Origin of the sequence: Dokdonella sp. (assembly GCF_019634815.1) — a bacterium.
Lineage (GTDB): Bacteria > Pseudomonadota > Gammaproteobacteria > Xanthomonadales > Rhodanobacteraceae > Dokdonella_A.
The window spans coordinates 95,017-111,692 of the sequence record NZ_JAHCAP010000003.1; the positions used below are offsets into that span (position 1 = coordinate 95,017).

Annotated in this window: 15 protein-coding genes and 1 pseudogene; 9 read left to right on the forward strand and 7 right to left on the reverse strand. The window is 65.9% G+C overall.

What is annotated here, in order from left to right:
* The first annotated feature begins 25 nt into the window (after positions 1-25).
* The 3 genes and pseudogenes from KF759_RS02855 to rlmB all read left to right on the forward strand — a co-directional run bounded on the left by KF759_RS02855 (position 26) and on the right by rlmB (position 4,420).
* Positions 26-1,069 (forward strand): cyanophycinase, encoded by a 1,044-nt coding sequence (locus KF759_RS02855; RefSeq protein WP_291222888.1) that lies wholly within the window; start codon positions 26-28, stop codon positions 1,067-1,069.
* A gap of 293 nt (positions 1,070-1,362) precedes the next feature.
* A pseudogene (gene rnr / locus KF759_RS02860) lies at positions 1,363-3,603 on the forward strand (ribonuclease R); the annotation flags it as partial.
* A 67-nt stretch (positions 3,604-3,670) separates the two neighbouring features.
* On the forward strand, positions 3,671-4,420 hold the full coding sequence (rlmB, locus tag KF759_RS02865) for a 23S rRNA (guanosine(2251)-2'-O)-methyltransferase RlmB (RefSeq protein WP_291222889.1): 750 nt from the start codon (positions 3,671-3,673) through the stop codon (positions 4,418-4,420).
* 18 nt (positions 4,421-4,438) lie between these two features.
* Here rlmB and KF759_RS02870 read toward each other — a convergent pair whose 3' ends face one another.
* The 3 genes from KF759_RS02870 to rnt all read right to left on the reverse strand — a co-directional run bounded on the left by KF759_RS02870 (position 4,439) and on the right by rnt (position 5,914).
* A complete protein-coding gene (locus KF759_RS02870; protein WP_291222890.1) occupies positions 4,439-4,720 on the reverse strand; it encodes a hypothetical protein in 282 nt (93 codons plus the stop codon).
* Positions 4,721-4,752: 32 nt separating this feature from the next.
* Positions 4,753-5,202 carry a hypothetical protein gene (locus KF759_RS02875; protein ID WP_291222891.1) on the reverse strand — a complete coding sequence of 150 codons (450 nt, stop codon included), beginning with the start codon at positions 5,200-5,202 and terminating at the stop codon, positions 4,753-4,755.
* A gap of 70 nt (positions 5,203-5,272) precedes the next feature.
* Positions 5,273-5,914, reverse strand: coding sequence for a ribonuclease T (gene rnt, locus KF759_RS02880; RefSeq protein ID WP_291222892.1), 642 nt, complete (start codon positions 5,912-5,914; stop codon positions 5,273-5,275).
* Positions 5,915-6,085: 171 nt separating this feature from the next.
* Here rnt and KF759_RS02885 point away from each other — a divergent pair, with 171 nt between their 5' ends.
* Positions 6,086-6,961, forward strand: a complete 876-nt coding sequence (locus tag KF759_RS02885) for a neutral zinc metallopeptidase (RefSeq protein ID WP_291222893.1) — start codon at positions 6,086-6,088, stop codon at positions 6,959-6,961.
* Positions 6,962-6,982: 21 nt separating this feature from the next.
* On the opposite strand, the gene KF759_RS02890 is transcribed toward KF759_RS02885, so the two are convergent.
* The 3 genes from KF759_RS02890 to phaZ all read right to left on the reverse strand — a co-directional run bounded on the left by KF759_RS02890 (position 6,983) and on the right by phaZ (position 10,002).
* On the reverse strand, positions 6,983-7,747 hold the full coding sequence (locus tag KF759_RS02890; protein ID WP_291222894.1) for an NYN domain-containing protein: 765 nt from the start codon (positions 7,745-7,747) through the stop codon (positions 6,983-6,985).
* A 15-nt stretch (positions 7,748-7,762) separates the two neighbouring features.
* Positions 7,763-8,671, reverse strand: a complete 909-nt coding sequence (locus tag KF759_RS02895) for a peptidylprolyl isomerase (RefSeq protein WP_291222895.1) — start codon at positions 8,669-8,671, stop codon at positions 7,763-7,765.
* An 83-nt stretch (positions 8,672-8,754) separates the two neighbouring features.
* Positions 8,755-10,002 (reverse strand): polyhydroxyalkanoate depolymerase, encoded by a 1,248-nt coding sequence (gene phaZ / locus KF759_RS02900; protein ID WP_291222896.1) that lies wholly within the window; start codon positions 10,000-10,002, stop codon positions 8,755-8,757.
* Between the two features lie 169 nt (positions 10,003-10,171).
* Here phaZ and KF759_RS02905 point away from each other — a divergent pair, with 169 nt between their 5' ends.
* Genes KF759_RS02905 through KF759_RS02915 form a run of 3 tightly spaced genes read left to right on the forward strand, consistent with a single transcriptional unit; the run spans position 10,172 to position 14,128 of the window.
* A complete protein-coding gene (locus KF759_RS02905; protein ID WP_291222897.1) occupies positions 10,172-12,082 on the forward strand; it encodes a peptidase M61 in 1,911 nt (636 codons plus the stop codon).
* Between the two features lie 21 nt (positions 12,083-12,103).
* Positions 12,104-13,393 carry a crosslink repair DNA glycosylase YcaQ family protein gene (locus KF759_RS02910; protein ID WP_291222898.1) on the forward strand — a complete coding sequence of 430 codons (1,290 nt, stop codon included), beginning with the start codon at positions 12,104-12,106 and terminating at the stop codon, positions 13,391-13,393.
* A 60-nt stretch (positions 13,394-13,453) separates the two neighbouring features.
* Positions 13,454-14,128 (forward strand): MgtC/SapB family protein, encoded by a 675-nt coding sequence (locus KF759_RS02915; protein ID WP_291222899.1) that lies wholly within the window; start codon positions 13,454-13,456, stop codon positions 14,126-14,128.
* Between the two features lie 307 nt (positions 14,129-14,435).
* On the opposite strand, the gene KF759_RS02920 is transcribed toward KF759_RS02915, so the two are convergent.
* A complete protein-coding gene (locus tag KF759_RS02920; RefSeq protein WP_291222900.1) occupies positions 14,436-15,752 on the reverse strand; it encodes a DEAD/DEAH box helicase in 1,317 nt (438 codons plus the stop codon).
* A 64-nt stretch (positions 15,753-15,816) separates the two neighbouring features.
* Here KF759_RS02920 and KF759_RS02925 point away from each other — a divergent pair, with 64 nt between their 5' ends.
* Together KF759_RS02925 and KF759_RS02930 are read left to right on the forward strand one after the other, a co-directional pair.
* The gene (locus tag KF759_RS02925; RefSeq protein WP_291222901.1) at positions 15,817-15,978 is read left to right on the forward strand and encodes a hypothetical protein; all 162 of its coding nucleotides are present in this window, start codon (positions 15,817-15,819) and stop codon (positions 15,976-15,978) included.
* 230 nt (positions 15,979-16,208) lie between these two features.
* On the forward strand, positions 16,209-16,634 hold the full coding sequence (locus KF759_RS02930; RefSeq protein ID WP_291222902.1) for a S4 domain-containing protein: 426 nt from the start codon (positions 16,209-16,211) through the stop codon (positions 16,632-16,634).
* The last annotated feature ends 42 nt before the right edge of the window (positions 16,635-16,676 follow it).

Sequence of the window (16,676 nt, forward strand, 5' to 3'; positions counted from 1 at the left end):
CTGTGGTGGTTGGAGGTGTCCGTCGATGATTGAACGCATAGCCTTCCAGGGGATCCTTTTCGGCCTGCTTGCGATGTTGGCGCCCCATGGCCTGCCGACGGCACAGGCTGCCGAGGTGATGCGGCCGGCCGAACGCGGCTACCGCTACTACGCCGCCGGCGACCTGCAGGCACGCACACCGCTGCCGCCCAGGCTCGGCTTGATGCTGATGGGGGGCGGCGACTACGTCGACGAGGCATTTGGCTGGTTCATCGAGCGTGCCGGCGAAGGCCATATCGTCGTGCTCAGCGCCTCGGGCGGCGACGCACTGCAGCACGAGTTCTACGAGCATCTGGGCAATATCGCCTCGGTGCAGACTTTCGTCTTCGAACGTCGCGAAGGCGCCAGCGATCCCTTCCTGCTTGCCGCGGTGGCCAAGGCCGATGGCATCTTCATCGCCGGGGGTGACCAATCGCGTTACATTCGTTTCTGGAAGGGCACGCCGCTCAACACCGCGCTCGATCGCCATGTGCGCAAGGGCAAGCCACTCGGTGGCACCAGCGCAGGTTTGGCAATTCTCGGCCGCACCAGTTACGGCGCGCTCGACGGCGGCAGCATCAGCTCGTCGCACGCTTTGGCCGATCCACTCGGTGCCGCGGTTACCCTCGAAGACGATTTCCTGCATCTGCCGTTTCTGGCGCGCGTGATCACCGACAGTCATTTCGGCAAGCGCGAACGGCTTGGGAGACTGGTCGCCTTTCTTGCGCGCGCCGAGCACGATGGTCTGGTCGAACAGCCGATCGGCATTGGTGTCGACGAAAATACTGCGCTGTGCATCGACGCCGACGGCATTGGCCGCGTCTTTTCCGGCAGTGCCGGCCATGCCTGGCTGGTGCGACCGCAGGCCACGGACAGGAGTCTGGTGGAAGGCGCGCCGCTGACGGCGGACAAGGTTGCCGTGACCCTGATCGGTGCCGATAGCCGCATCGATCTGGCGACGTTCCATGTCGAGGATCCGGCCTTCTCGACCACCGCCGCAATCGACGACGGTGAACTCGAACTGGAATCGCCGCTCCCCGATCTGCAGTGAAGCGTGCCGCGCCTTCGCTGCGCGGCATCTCTCGCGTTTGTGCCGATGCGCGCAGCGAAGCCGCCTGCGGCTCGCCGCGTGCGGTATCGTGAGCGCATCCGCATGGAAGGACATCGAACGTGAAAAAGACTCGCACCGGCGCCCCGCGCCCTCCCAAGGGGCCGACCACGCGCCGCGGGCCCGGCAAACGCGCAAGCGGCAAGGGCGGCAAAGCGGGCACGCCCGCGCCCCGTTCGGCCGCGCCAACCAAGGCCAAGGCCAAACCGGGCAAGCGGGCCGCACTGCCTGGCTTCATGCCGCAGCCCCTGCCGCCGCTGCCACGTGCGTTCAACAGGCCGAACCGGGCCGGCGCGACCGCTGCACCCGCCGCCAGGACGCGCAGGCCGGGGTTCGCCGATCCCTATGCCGAGCGCGAGGCGCAGCGCTACGCGCGACCGATTCCAAGCCGCGAGGCGATTCTCGAACTGCTCGGCGAGCAGGGCGGGCCGATGACGATCGAGGCCGTTTCGGCGGCGCTGCGCCTGTCGGCTGCGGCCGATCTGGATGCCCTGAGCAAACGCCTCACCGCGATGCTCCGCGACGGCCAACTGATCCAGAATCGCCGCGGCGGTTTCGGCGTTGCACGCAAGCTTGACCTCATCCCCGGCGCGGTGATCGCCAATGCCGAAGGTTTCGGCTTCCTGCGTCCCGATGCCGGTGGCGAAGACCTCTACCTGTCGCCCGCGGAAATGCGCAAGGTGCTGCATGGCGACCGTGTGCTGGCGAGCGTCGTCGGTGTCGACCGGCGCGGTCGCGCCCAGGGCGCAATCGTCGAGGTGCTTGAACGCCGTTCTTCGCGCCTGGTTGGGCGTGTGGTCGAGGAAAACGGACTCGTGCTGGTCACGCCCGATGATCGCCGCCTGCATCAGGACGTGCTGATTGCGCCGGGCAAGGAACGCGGCGCACGTGCCGGACAGATCGTGGTCGTCGAGATCACCGATCCGCCGAGTGCGCAGCGTGGCCCGCTGGGTCGCATCCTTGCCGTGCTGGGCGAACGCCTCACGCCTTCGCTGGTGGTGGAGATGGCCATTGCCAGTCACGATCTCCCGAACGAGTGGCCGGCAACGGTGCTGCGCGATGCCGCGCGCGTCGAGCCCGAAGTCACTGCCGCCGAAAAGCAGGGGCGCGTGGATCTGCGTGAATTGCCCTTGGTCACCATCGACGGCGAGGACGCGCGCGATTTCGACGATGCGGTCTACGCCGAGCCGAATGGCAAGGGATATCGGCTGGTGGTCGCGATTGCCGACGTTTCGCACTACGTGCGACCGGGCACGCCACTCGATGCCGAAGCGAACAACCGCGCGACCTCGGTGTATTTCCCCGGGTTCGTCGTGCCGATGCTGCCGGAGACACTGTCCAACGGCATCTGTTCACTCAATCCGCAAGTCGAACGCCTGTGCATGGTTTGTGACATGCAGGTGGACGAGAATGGCGAAGTCACGCGCTCGAAATTCTATCCGGCGCTGATGCGTTCGCATGCACGTCTGACCTATTCCCGCGTCTGGCAGGCGATCGGCGAAAAGGATCGCGACGCGCTGGCCGAATACGCCGACGTGCTGCCGCAGTTGCGCCACCTGCATGCGCTGTACAAGCGGCTGGCCAAGGCGCGCACGCGACGCGGTGCAATCGAGTTCGAGAGCCGCGAAGTGGAGTTCCGCCTTGGTGCCAATGGCGAAGTCGTGCAGATGGGCAGCCACGAGCGCAACGATGCGCACAAGCTGATCGAGGAGTGCATGATCGCGGCCAACGTGGAGGCGGCCAAGTTTCTGCATGGCAAGCGCATTCCCGCTCCCTATCGCGTGCATGCGCCGCCGCCGGCATCCAAGTACGACGATCTGCTCGAGTTCCTTCGCGAGTTCAAGCTCGGCCTGCCGCCGCACGACAAGGTCACGCCGGCTGATTTCTCCGCGCTGCTGAAGAAAGTGCGCAAGCGCGCCGATGCCAGTTTGATCGAATCGGTGTTGTTGCGCTCGCAGAGTCTTGCGGTCTATCAGCCCACCGAGCCAGGTCATTTCGGTCTGGGTCTGGCTTGGTACACGCATTTCACCTCGCCGATCCGGCGTTATCCCGATCTGCTGGTGCATCGGGCAATCCGCTACGCGCTTGCCGGCGGCAAACCCGGTGCCTACGAATACAGTCCGAGTCAGATGGAAAGCCTGTGCGTGCATTGCTCGCACAACGAACGGCGTGCCGACGAAGCCGAGCGCGACGTCGACGAGCGCTACAAGTGCGCGTGGATGGAAAAACACGTGGGCGGCGAGTTCGAAGGCATCGTCGCGGGCGTCGCTTCGTTCGGCCTGTTCGTCGAACTGAATGAGTCGAAGATCAGTGGGCTCGTGCACATCACGCAGTTGCCCAACGACTACTACCACTTTGATGCCACCCGGCGTCTGCTCGAGGGCGAGCGTAGGGGCCTGAGGTTTCGCCTCGGTGATGCGGTACGCGTGCAGGTGCTGCGGGCGAGTCTGGAGGACCGCAAGATTGACTTCCGCCTCGTCTCCGGACGCTGATGCTGCTGCGAGGCCGCTACACTAGCGGCCCGCAACCGCCTGCAGTGCGCACATGAGCCACGACCTGCTGATCGGCATCCACGCCGTGGAGGCCGCCCTTGACCACGATGTCGCCAATCTGGTCGAGATCTACCTCGAGAGCGGCAGCCACAATGCGCGCATCAAGGCACTGGCCGAGCGTGCGCGCGATCTTGGCGTGAAATCGCATGCGCGCGATCGTGCCGCGCTCGACCGCATGACGGGTGGCGCGCGCCACCAGGGTGTGGTTGCCAGTTACAAGGCACCGCCGCCGCTCGCGGAGAGCGCGCTGCCGAACCTGATCGAGCAGGCGGGTCGCGCAGCCCTGCTGCTGGTGCTCGATGGCGTGACCGATCCGCACAATTTCGGTGCCTGCCTGCGCAGTGCCCAGGCCGCCGGCGTCACAGCGGTGATCGTGCCCAAGGACCGTGCGGTCGGAGTCACGCCGACGGTGCGGCGCGCGTCTGCCGGGGCTGCCGACCGCGTGCCGATCGTGAGCGCAACCAATCTGGCGCGCACACTCAAGACACTCAAGGAAGCGGGCGTGTGGCTGGTGGGGCTGGCCGGCGAGGCAACGCAGCCGATCCATGCTATCGACCTGTGCGGCCCGATTGCGCTGGTGCTTGGCGGCGAAGGCGAGGGCATGCGCCGACTCACGCGCGAGGCTTGCGATTTCAGTGCGCGCATCCCGATGCGCGGCGATGTGGAGAGCCTGAATGTGTCGGTATCGACCGGAATCGCCCTGTTCGAAGCCTTGCGTCAGCGAGATGCAGCCGGCGCTTGAGCGCGCCGGGTGTTGCGCTCAGGACGCCAGCACGTCGGGCCCTTCGCCCACGGTCTTTTCGTAACGACCTTTCTCCACGCGTCGGTACTGCGTGTAGCCGTGTTTGGCCAGATGTGCTTCATTCAGGCGATGCGCGCCGCCTTCGACGATTGCCGGTGCGGCGAGCGCGCGGCGCAGCGCGGCACCGCAGGCGGGGCAGGTTTCCAGAGGTGCCTCGCCGGCTGCGTGCAGGCGTTCGAAGCCATAGCAGCACAGCGCGCAGCCCCTGCCTTGTGCCGGAAAGTACTCGTGGATTGCCATCGTCGTCGGCCCTGCGCGCCTGCCGCCCGTGCCTACTTGCGCGAGACGGTGAGTTCGTACGTCGAGGACTCGCCCTTGTCGGCTGCCGACTTGGTGAGGAACACGTGGACGACGTACTCGCCATCGACGGTCGGGCTGATTTTCCAGTGCTTGCGGCCTTCGCCTTCAACCTGCGGCGCAGCCGGGCGATAGATGTAGGCGAAGGTCGTGCCAGGTTTGTCGGTGAGCGTGACTTCGAGGGTTTGGCCGGCCTTCATCGGTACGCTGTAGTCGCGGAAGTGGCCCTTGCCACCCTTGAACGCGCCTTTGGCCTTGGCGCTGCCTTCAGCGGAGAACTTCAGCGTCTCGGGCTTGGCTGCCGCAGCTTTGGCAGGTTCCTTGGTCGGCGGATTCTTCGGCGTCACGGCGAGTGCCGGAGCGAAGGCGAGCAGGGCGGCAAGGCTGGCGGCGGCAGCCGCAACGCGGGGGGCGAGTACAGACATGAGGATCCCGGGCGGGTTGAATGGAGCCGGCATTGTCGCGCGCAGGCTGCGTGAGGTCGAGTGCGGGCTTTCAGGCAGGAATGGGCACGACCTGATCCTCGAAAGCCTTCCAGCGGTTGATGATGTCGCAAAACAGTTCGGCGGTACGCTCGGTGTCGTAGACCGCCGAGTGGGCTTCGCGCGCATCCCAGCGCCGGCCGGCGGCTTCGACCGCACGGCTGAGCACGGTCTGGCCGAAGGCGAGGCCGGCCAGTGAGACCGTGTCGAAACAGCTGAACGGATGGAACGGGCTGCGCTTGTGATCGGTGCGCGCGATCGCCGCGTTGAGGAAGCCGAGGTCGAACGCTGCATTGTGGCCGACGAGGATCGCGCGCTGGCAGCCGGCGGCGCGAATCGCCGCGCGCACCGGTTTGAAAATCAGGTCGAGCGCGACTTTTTCGGGCACGGCGCCGCGCAGCGGGTGTTGCGGGTCGATGCCGTTGACCTCGAGCGAGCGCGGATCGAGCTCGGCGCCGGGAAATGGCTCGACGTGGGTGGAGACGACAGCGTCTGCCCGCAGCCAGCCCTCGCCATCCATGTGAATGGGGATGACGGCAATTTCCAGCAGGGCATGCCGATTGCAGTCGAAGCCGCCGGTTTCGACATCGACGACGACCGGCAGGAATCCGCGGAAGCGATGCGCCATCGTCATGGCGCGCGAGGAAGAACTCATGCGCGCAGGATAGCAAGTCGCCCGGCGGCTGCGGCTGGCACGGCGGCAGGTGGCCGTGTGCAAACATTTCTTGCGCGCCAGGGCGAAGGTCCGCGCGTGGCTTGCGATGCGCCGACTCGGCGGGTAGTGTCGGCGCGCCCGGAATGATTGGCGCCGGAGCGGAGAACGCGCATGTTGTGGAGAAAGGGTCGCGCCAGCGACAACGTGGTGCAGGACACGGGTGGCGGCGGTGGTGGCCGGGGTTTCGGCGGCGGTCGCGGCTTGGGTCTGGGCGGCATCATCCTCGTGGTCATCGTCGGGCTGCTGTTCGGCAAGGATCCCGGGCAGATCCTGCAGATGCTCGGCACGATGGAAGGCGAGCAGGCTGCGCCCACGCAACAGCGAACGAGTGCGCCAGCCGACAATGAGCAAACCTTGTTCGTGAAAACCGTGCTCGGCAGCACCGAGGATGTCTGGGGCCAGATGTTCAAGGCCAGCGGCCAGCAGTATCCGGCGCCGACCCTCGTGCTGTTCAACGGCTCGGTGAGATCGGCCTGCGGCGCGGCGTCGGCGGCGATGGGGCCGTTCTATTGCCCCGGCGATCGCAAGGTCTATCTCGACCTCACCTTCTTCCAGGAGATGCAGACGCGCTTCCATGCAGCCGGAGATTTCGCGCGCGCCTACGTGATCGCGCATGAAGTCGGCCACCATGTGCAGAACATCATCGGCATCATGGATCAGGTCGAACAGGCCGCCCGGAACGGCACGCCGATGCAGGGCGCCGAGGGCCTGTCGGTGCGGCAGGAGCTGCAGGCCGATTGCTTCGCCGGTGTGTGGGCCAATCATTCCCAGCAGCAGCTCAACTGGTTGCAGGCCGGCGACATCGAAGCCGCGCTCAATGCCGCCAACCAGATCGGCGACGACGCGCTGCAGAAGCAGTCACGCGGCTACGTTGTGCCCGACTCGTTCACGCACGGCTCCTCGGCCGAGCGTGTGCGCTGGTTCAAGACCGGCTTCACCGCGGGCAACATCAAGAGCTGCGACACCTTCAGCGCCGCGCAGTTGTAAGCGCGGTTCGATCGGTTTCGTTCAGGGACTTGCGCCCCTGTCGTTGCGAGGCGGCTTGGCGCTGCTGCGCTGGCGCACGAAGATGTGCTTGCCGTTGCCGATCTGGCGCTCTTCGGTTTCGAAGAGTGCGATTGCCTTGACCAATTCGCTGAGCTTGGCGTACCCATAGTTGCGTGGATCGAAATCCGGCGCTTGCTTGTTGACGATTCCACCCAGCGGACCAAGTGCCGCCCAGCCATTGTCATCCGAGCAGGCGCTGAGCGCGTTGCGCAGCAGGTTCATGAGTTGCGTATCGCCGCGCAATTCCTTGTCGGTGCGACGCACGGGCGCTGGAGCGGTTTTTTCGCCACTTTCGATGGCCAGGACTTCGGTGTAGATGAATTTGTCGCACGCGGTCCGGAAAGGTTCGGGCGTCTTCCTTTCGCCAAAGCCATAGACGATAAGGCCCGATTCGCGAATGCGTGCGGCAAGGCGGGTGAAGTCTGAATCGCTCGATACCAGGCAGAAACCATCGAAGCGGCCACCGTAGAGCAGATCCATCGCATCGATGATCATCGCTGAATCGGTGGCATTCTTGCCAACCGTGTAACGGAACTGCTGGATTGGCTGGATCGAGTGGCGCAGGAGGACTTCCTTCCAGCCACCGAGGTTGGGCAGGGTCCAGTCGCCGTAGATCCGCTTCACGTGCGCAGTTCCGTACTTGGCGATTTCCCCGAGCAGACCTTCGATCACACTGGGACTGGCGTTGTCGGCATCAATCAGGACGGCAAGCTTGGTTTGGGTCACTGGCAAGTCTCCAGTTCATTTGCTGCGCACAGGCAATGGCACGTTGCACAGGCTGATCTTTCCGGCCGGCAGCTTGTACCACTCGTCGCTGCGGTTGCGGCGCGACTCGATCAGCGCCGTGAAGGCCGGCGTGTCGGTGCGCAGCAGTTCGATTGGAGTGCGCTCGGCTGCCGGAACATCGGCCTCCAGGCGCACCGATTTGATCGGCAGGCGTTGTTCGGGCTTGTCGTAGAAGCCCATTGCGTCGCTGCCGCGCGGCAGGGCCGAGAGCAGTTCCATGCCCTGCACGACGCGACCGACCAGGGCGATGTTGCGATCAAGGTGGCGGGGCGCCTGACCGATCACCACGTAGAGCTCGGAACCATTGCCGGTCTCCACGCCATTGTCACGGCCGGCGCCGACCATGCCGTAGCAATGCGCAAGCCAGGTCTTGCCGGCCTTGGGGTCGCGTGCAACCGGAAAGCCGTCGCTGAAGCCGACCTCCGGCGCATAGACGTCGCCGTCAGGCAAACGCGTGAACGCGAGCCTGGCATCGATCGCGCGCTCGAATTCGGGCGCAAGCGTCTTGCTGGCCGCAGCGAGCGATCGCGCCTTGGCGGCATCGCCGGCATCGGGATCACCCCACTGGGTGACGAAGTTGTCCTGCACACGCAGGATCGCCAAGCCATCGAAATAGTGGCCGCGCACGAGAGTCTTGATGTTGCTGGCATGCAGCGGCGCATAGCCCGGTGCCAGTTCGATGATGACACGGCCACTGGCGAGGTCGAGATAGAGCGTGCTGGCAGGGTCGGGTTGGCGCCAGTCGGCGGCGGTGGTCGTCTCGAGCACTTGCTGCATCGTGCGCGCCTTGGCCGCTTGCGCGGCCTGGCTCGCGGTGCCAGTGACGGCTGCGGCCGTCAGCAGGATCAAGGGCAGGGCGTGCATGGGCGATCTCCGTGCGGTCGGCAAGCAGCGCCGCAGCGTAGCAGGAGCAATGCGACCCTGCCCGGTCGAGGTACGCGCGTGCTTCAGCGCGCGGCGTGACGGCGGAAAAAGGCACGCACCTCGGGGTAGACCACGTCACGCCAGCGGCGTCCGCTGAAGATGCCGTAATGACCGGCCCCCTGGATTTCCAGATGCTGGCGACGACTGGTCGAGATGCGTGGGCACAGCTCATGTGCGGCGCGGGTCTGGCCTATGCCGGAAATGTCGTCGAGCTCGCCCTCGATCGTGAGCAGGGCGGTGCGGCGAATCGCCTCGGGCGCGACGCGCTCGCCGTTGATGTGCCAGTTGCCACGCGGAAGCGAGAATTCCTGGAACACGGTGCGGATGGTGTCGAGGTAGAACTGCGCCGGCATGTCGAGCACGGCGTTGTATTCATCGTAGAAATGCCGATGCGCCTCGGCATCGTCGAGGTCTCCGCGCAAGAGATTCCGGTAGAAATCCCAGTGCGCGGAAAAATGTCGACTCGGGTTCATCGCCACGAAGCCGGCATGCTGCAGGAAACCCGGATAGACGCGTCGGCCGCTGCCGGGGTAATTCGGCGGTACTGCGAACACCACGTTGGTTTCGAACCACGAGTACGGCTTGCGCGTGGCCAGGTCATTGACTTGGGTTGGCGCCTTGCGTGGATCGATCGGCCCGCCCATGAGGACCAGCGAGCGCGGTGTGGGCTCGCCCGCGCTGGCCATCAGCGACACCGCGGCCAGCACCGGCACGGTCGGCTGGCATACCGACATCACGTGCAACTTGTCTGCGCCCAGATGGGTGATGAAGCGGCGCATCAGGGCGACGTAATCGTCGAGTCCGAACAGGCCGTCGGCCAGCGGCACCATGCGCGCATCGATCCAGTCGGTGATGTAGACATCGTGGTCGCGCAACAAGGTTCGCACGGTGTCGCGCAGCAGGGTTGCGTGATGTCCGGACAGCGGCGCCACCACCAGCACGACGGGATCGGCACGCAACTTCTTGAGCGTTGTCGGATCATCGCTGTAGCGCTTGAAGTGCAGCAGGTGGCAGAACGGCGTTTCCAGCGCGCGTTCCTCGATCACCGCGGCATCGCGATCATGCGCGTGGACCGAGGTGATGCCGAAGGCGGGTTTCTCGTAATCCTTGCCAAGCCGGTAGAACAGTTCGAGTCCGGCACTGATGCGTTCCACGCCCGGCATGCGGCCGGTCCAGTTGTCGGGTGAGGTCAATGCGTTCGCAACGGCCCCAGACCACGCGACCCAGGGATTGAGCAGGGCGCGGTTGATTTCGTGGAAGTGGTAAAGCATCGGCGCAAGGGCCTCTTGTGGCAACGCATCATTCTAGGGCAACGGTGCGCATTGGGCGCAACTGCTGCGCCGAGGGCGCAGTGCCATGACCAAAGCCACACGGTGAACCTGGACATGCATGCGAAAATGAGGGCTTTGCCGACGGCGCGTCGGTGTGAGGAGCCAGCAGATGAATCGGCAGATGAGTGTCCTGGGCATGGTGTTGTCGACGATGACCGGCGCGGCCTGCGCGCAATCGCCCAGGATTCCGGCGCCGATCGATCAGCCATATGCCGGCACGATCCGACTGGATGTCGATGCAACCGATTTGCAGCGGCACATTTTCCGCGTGCACGAGGAAATCCCCGTGACGGCCGGCCCGCTGACCTTGCTTTATCCGCAGTGGCTGCCCGGCAAGCATGCGCCGCGCGGACCGATCTCGAGTCTGGCCGGTCTGGTTGCCAGCGGTGGGGGGCAGCGGATCGAGTGGCAGCGCGATCCATTGGACGTCTACGCATTCCACTTCGACATTCCGCCCGGCGTCGACACGCTCAAGCTCGATTTCCAGTATCTCTCGCCGCAACAGGGCGCACAGGGCCGCGTGGTGATGACGCCCGAGATGCTCAACCTTCAATGGGACTCGGTTGCCCTCTATCCGGCCGGACATGCGGCGCGGGCAATCATCGTCAATCCTGCCGTGAAGTTGCCCGCGGGATGGCAGTTCGCCGGCGCACTCGATGTCGCCGATGGCGAGAAACCCAATCAGGCTGGCGCGGATGGCGTCGCGCGTTTCAAGCCGGTGTCCTTCGAGACGCTGGTCGACTCGCCGCTGTTTGCCGGTCGCCATTTCAAGCGCATCGAGCTGGCGACCAGCAAGCCCGTGCATCTCAACATCGTTGCCGACTCGGCCAAGTCGCTGGAAACCAAGCCCGAGCAGGTCAAGGCCCATGTGCGCATGGTCGAGCAGGCCCGCAAGCTGTTCGGCTCGCAGCACTACGATCACTACGACTTCCTGCTCGCGCTCACCGATCAGCTCGGTGGCATCGGCCTCGAGCACCATCGTTCGAGCGAGAATTCGGGCGATCCCGGCTATTTCACCGAGTGGGACAGGAACGCGCCGGGCCGCGGCCTGCTGCCGCATGAATTCACGCATTCCTGGAATGGCAAGTTCCGCCGCCCGGCAGGTTTGAGCACCGCCAATTTCAGCGTGCCGATGCAGGATGACCTGCTATGGGTCTACGAGGGGCAGACGCAATACTGGGGCTTCGTTCTCGCCGCCCGCTCGGGGTTGTGGAGCGCCGAGCAGGCGCGCGATGCGCTCGCCGGGGTGGTCGCCACCTATTCGGACAACCGTCCGGGATTTGCCTGGCGCAACGTGCAGGACACCACCAACGATCCGACCATCGCCGCGCGGCGCGCCTTGCCCTACCGCAACTGGCAGATGAGCGAGGATTATTACAGCGCGGGTCAGCTGATCTGGCTCGCGGTCGATGCCAAGCTGCGCGAGATCACGCGTGAAAAGCGCTCGCTCGATGACTTCGCGCGCGCGTTCTTCGGCGTCGACGATGGCAGTTGGAAGGTCAGCACCTACGAGTTCGATGACGTGATCGCGGCACTCGACAAGGTGGCGCCGCACGATTGGGCGGGCTTTCTGCGCGAACGACTCGATGCCCACCAGGCGCCACTCGATGGTGTTGCCGCCAGCGGCTGGAAGCTTGTGTACACGGACACGCCCAGTGCGTTCCAGAAGGATGCCGAGGCCAAACGCAAGAGCGCCGACTACACGGCCTCGCTCGGCTTTTCGCTGGGCGACGGCGGCGTGGTCACCGACGTGCTCTGGGATGGCCTGGCCTTCAATGCCGGCGTCACTCCGACCAGCACGATCGTCGCGGTCGATGGCCGCGCCTACAAGCCTGACGTGCTCAAGGATGCAGTGACCGCGGCCAAGACCGGCACGGCGCCAATCGAACTGCTGCTCAAGGACGGCGTGCGATATCGCAGCGTTCGCATCGACTATCACGGTGGCCTCAAGTATCCGCGCCTGCAGCGCATTGATGGCGTGCCGGACCGCCTCAGCGCGATTCTGGCGCCGCGCAGGTAAGGCGCGGGAAGGGGCGCATCGATGACGGGCCGACGTGCAGCCGGCGCAACGGGGTTGCAGCGCCCATTGAGTCTGCAGCAGGCGCGCAACCTGCACCTGGCGGCGCAGGCGTTGGCCGCGCCGCCACGCCGGCGCGCGCGCAAGGCCGATGTCGCAGCCGCGATCGCGCGCATGCGCGTCTTGCAGATCGATACCATCCATGTGGTGGCGCGCAGCCCGTATCTGGTGCTGTTCTCGCGCCTTGGCAACTACCGATCGCAGTGGCTTGACGAAACGCTCGCTGAAGGCGCGATCTTCGAATGCTGGGCACACGAGGCCTGTTTCGCACCGATCACCGATCTTGCCTTGCATCGGACCGAAGTCGGTGAGGGCGTGCGGCCGGGACATTGGGCGATCCGCAGCGCGCAGCGCACGCATGCACGACAACCGCAGGCGCTGACGGAACTGCTTGTCCACATCCGCACGCACGGCGCGGTGAAGTCGTCGGATTTTCGGCGTGAGCACGGCAGCGGCGGCGGTTGGTGGGGCTGGAAGGACGAAAAGCGCTGGCTCGAGGCCCTGTTCGCTCGCGGCGAACTCATGATCGCGCGACGCGAGAACTTTCAACGCGTCTACGATTTGCGCGAGCGGGTGCTCGCCAATGCGAGCCGCTCTCACGCTGTTGCCGACGACTTGATGGATCCGCATGCGCGCGAGCGTGCCTTCGTGCTCGGCGCGGTGCGGGCATTGGGAATCAGCCAGGCGCGCTGGATCAACGACTATTTTCGCAGCGGTCGCAGGCTGCGCGATGCGCATCTCGTCGAATTCGTTGAAAGCGGCGACTTGCTGCGCGTCGAAGTGGCCGGTTGGGACGCGCCGGCCTATGTGCATGCCGATCACGCCGCCCTGCTCGTCGCCGCGCGTGCGGGCCGCCTGCGCGCGACGCATACGACCCTGTTGTCGCCTTTCGATCCGGTCGTCTGGGATCGCCAACGCGCCGCGAGCCTGTTTGATTTTGACTACCGGATTGAATGCTACACGCCGGCTTCCAAGCGCCGCCATGGGTATTACGTACTGCCGATCCTGCATCGCGGTCGCTTGGTCGGCCGTATCGATGCCAAGGCGCATCGCGGGGAAGGCCGCTTCGAGATCAAGTCGCTGTCGCTGCAAGAGGGCGTGGTCGCCGATGCCGCATTGGCCGATGCGCTGGCGCGTGCGATCAGCGATTGCGCGGCTTGGCACGCCACGCCGCGGGTCACGCTCGGGCAGCGCGCGCCGAGCGCATTCGCTGCGCTGTTGCGCGCAGCCTTGCGCGCCGCTGATACCCGCTGAGGCGCGGCGCGCGTACCATGCGCCGAGCCGGTCAGGGTCCGGCGGATGGATGCCTTTGCCATGCTCTCAGCCACCGACACGGTCATTCGCCTGCTGCTCGCCGCCGCACTCGGCGCGGTGGTCGGCATCGAGCGCGAACGTCATGAATGGGCGGCCGGCCTGCGCACGCACATGCTGGTGTGCCTGGGCGCGGCGCTGGCGATCATCGTCTCGGCGTTCGGCTTTCGTGACGTACTCGGCACGCCCGCGGTCGTACTCGATCCGTCGCGCATTGCCGCGGGCGTGATCAGCGGCATCGGTTTTCTCGGCGCGGGCACGATCATCTTTCTCGAACGCGAGAACGTCATCCACGGCCTCACCACGGCAGCCGGATTGTGGGTGGTTGCCGCGGTCGGCCTCGCCGTGGGCGCCGGGATGTACCTGGCCGCGGGCGTCGCCACCGCGATCGCCTGGATCACGCTGGCCGCGATCAAACCGCTCGAGCGGCGTTTCCTCGCGCGGCCGGGCAAGGTGCGCATCCTCGCCACGCTCGATGCCGGCGCCGACCTGCATGCAATCCAGGCCGTGCTCGCCGCAGACGGCCAGTTGCCACAGAAGATGACGCTGCGCCGGCTCGACGGTGCCGACGAAGTCGAGCTCCTGCTCACGCGCGGCATCGATGCCGGCCGGCTTGCGCAGTTGTCCGGTGCGCTCCGCGCCTTGCCCGGCCTGCGCACGCTCGAAGTCCATCGCTGACCCCGCATTGCCCTGCGCGCCCACCCTTCGAGCGATGCAGGAGCGATGTAGGAGCGACGGCAGTCGCGACAGGCTTCGCGCCCAACCTCGCAACCACCTTCGCAACTGGCCGGAGCAGGAACGGTGTAGGAGCGACGGCAGTCGCGACAGACTTCGCAACCGGCCGGAGCAGGAGCGATGCAGGAGCGATGTAGAAGCGATGTAGGGGCGATGTAGGAGCGACGGAAGTCGCGACCGGCTTCGCGACCAACCTCGCAACCGCCTTCGCTGTCGGCTTCAGCCGCGATCGCCCGTGCGCGACCTGCGTTCAGGCCGGCCGTGAATTGCGCTGGTCGCCACGAGCGCGGCGGCGCTTGCGCGTGCCGGCCTTGGCTGGCGCGGCGACCTTGGCGGCATGTGCATGGCGCGGGTTGCCACCGCCGGGGCGGCCCTGGCGCGGCTTCTGCGTCGGCCGGGCACTGGCGCCATCGTCGGTGCGAATGGGGCGCGAGGGTTCGAAGCCGGCGATCGGCGCGATCTCGATGTCCTGCTTGAGCAGGCGACGGATATCGCGCAGCAGACCTTCTTCTTCGTGACTCACCAGCGATATCGCCATGCCTTCTGCGCCAGCGCGACCGGTGCGGCCGATGCGGTGCACGTAGTCCTCTGCAACCATTGGCAGATCGTGGTTGATCACCAGCGGCAACTGGTCGATGTCCAGGCCGCGCGCGGCGATGTCGGTGGCGACCAGTACGTGGATCTTGCCGCTCTTGAAATCGGCCAGCGCGCGCGTGCGCTGGTTCTGGCTCTTGTTGCCGTGGATCGCGGCGGCGCGCAGGCCGGCCTTGTCGAGCATCTTGGCGAGTTTGTCGGCGCCATGCTTGGTGCGACCGAACACCAGGGTTTGGCGCGCGTCGTTCTCCAGCAGGTGCAGCAGCAGGTCACGCTTGCGCGCACTGTCGACCGGATGCACGCGATGCGTGACCGTCGCTGCGACGCTGTTGGGCTTGGCGATCTGGATCTCGACCGGCGTGCGCATGAATTCGCTCGCCAATGCCTTGATTTCTGGCGCGAAGGTCGCCGAAAACAGCCAGGTGATGCGGTTCTGCCGCGGCAGATGGCCGAGGATGCGCTTGATCGAGGGCAGGAAGCCCATGTCGAGCATGCGATCGGCTTCATCGAGCACCAGCACCTCGATGCGCGAGAGATCGACCGTGCGCTGCTGGATGTGGTCGATCAGGCGACCCGGCGTGGCGATGAGGATGTCCACGCCGCGACGCAGCGCGTCGATCTGCGGATTGATGCCGACACCACCGAATACCGTGGTCGAACGCGCGCCGAGGTGCTTGCCATAGGCGCGCATGCTGTCCTGGATCTGCGCGGCGAGCTCGCGTGTGGGCGTGAGAATCAGGGCGCGCGGTGCCCTCGCTTGCGTCGGTTGGCGCGCGCTGACATAGAGGCGCTCGAGCAGGGGCAGGGCGAAGGCGGCGGTCTTGCCGGTGCCGGTCTGTGCGCCGGCGAGCAAGTCGCGGCCTTCGAGCGCGGGCGGAATCGCCGCAGCCTGGATCGGCGTGGGTTCGCTGTAGCCCTGTTCGTTGAGCGCGCGCAGCAGGGCGGGCGCAAGGCCGAGGGTCTGGAATGACATGGTGTTGCTCCTTGAGATTGAACACCGCGCGCACGGCAGCGGCCTGCCTGAAGCAGGTCGCGCGATGGGTCGCGGTGGGCCGGTCACGAAGACCGGCGATGTCGCAGCGTTCCCGATGACCGCGCTGCAGACACTGGATGGGCGGATCGCGTCGACCGACATGGCCGCGGATTCCGGATTTGTGGCGACGAAGGCCGAACGGCGTGATGTCGACGGGCTTGCGTGAAACGCTTGCCGGCAGGGACACCCGAGGGAAGATCGCGAAAGCGGCGCTACAAACGCGGCGCATTGTACGGGATTTTCCGAGCGACTGCGCCGACGATCCACGGCGGTTCAGGCGCGCGACAGCAGGGCTCGCCGCTAGAATGTCCGCATGCGTGCATTTGCCCAGCTCCCGGTTCGTCTCTCGACTCGATTCCCGGTCGCCGCTTGCACCACCGCTGCGGGCCCGTTCGCGTGAATCTTGCGGCGCGCGCGGCAAGTGCAATCCCGACAGCGGCGGGCGTGCGTCTGGATGTCTGGCTGTGGGCGGCGCGCTTCTTCAAGACCCGCGCCTTGGCCAAGCAGGCCGCCGACGGCGGCCGGATCGAGGTCAATGGTGCCAGTGGCAAGCCGTCGCGGGCCCTGCACGTGGGAGACCGCCTGCGCATCACGCGCGGCGAGGAGCATTTCGAGATCGAACTGCTCGTGTTGGCCGATCGCCGCGGGCCGGCGAGCGTTGCACAAACGCTTTACCGCGAATCCGCGGAAAGTCTCGCTGCGCGTCAGGCAGTGGCCGAGCAGAGGCGTCTGCAGGGCGGCGCGCCGGCGCATCCTGGCAAGCGACCCGACAAGCGCGCGCGGCGCTTGATTCTCGCGCTCGGTGATCTGGACATGTCCTGAGCGTGGGCGCCACGTGCCGGCGCTTGTGCGGGAAAGGTCCTG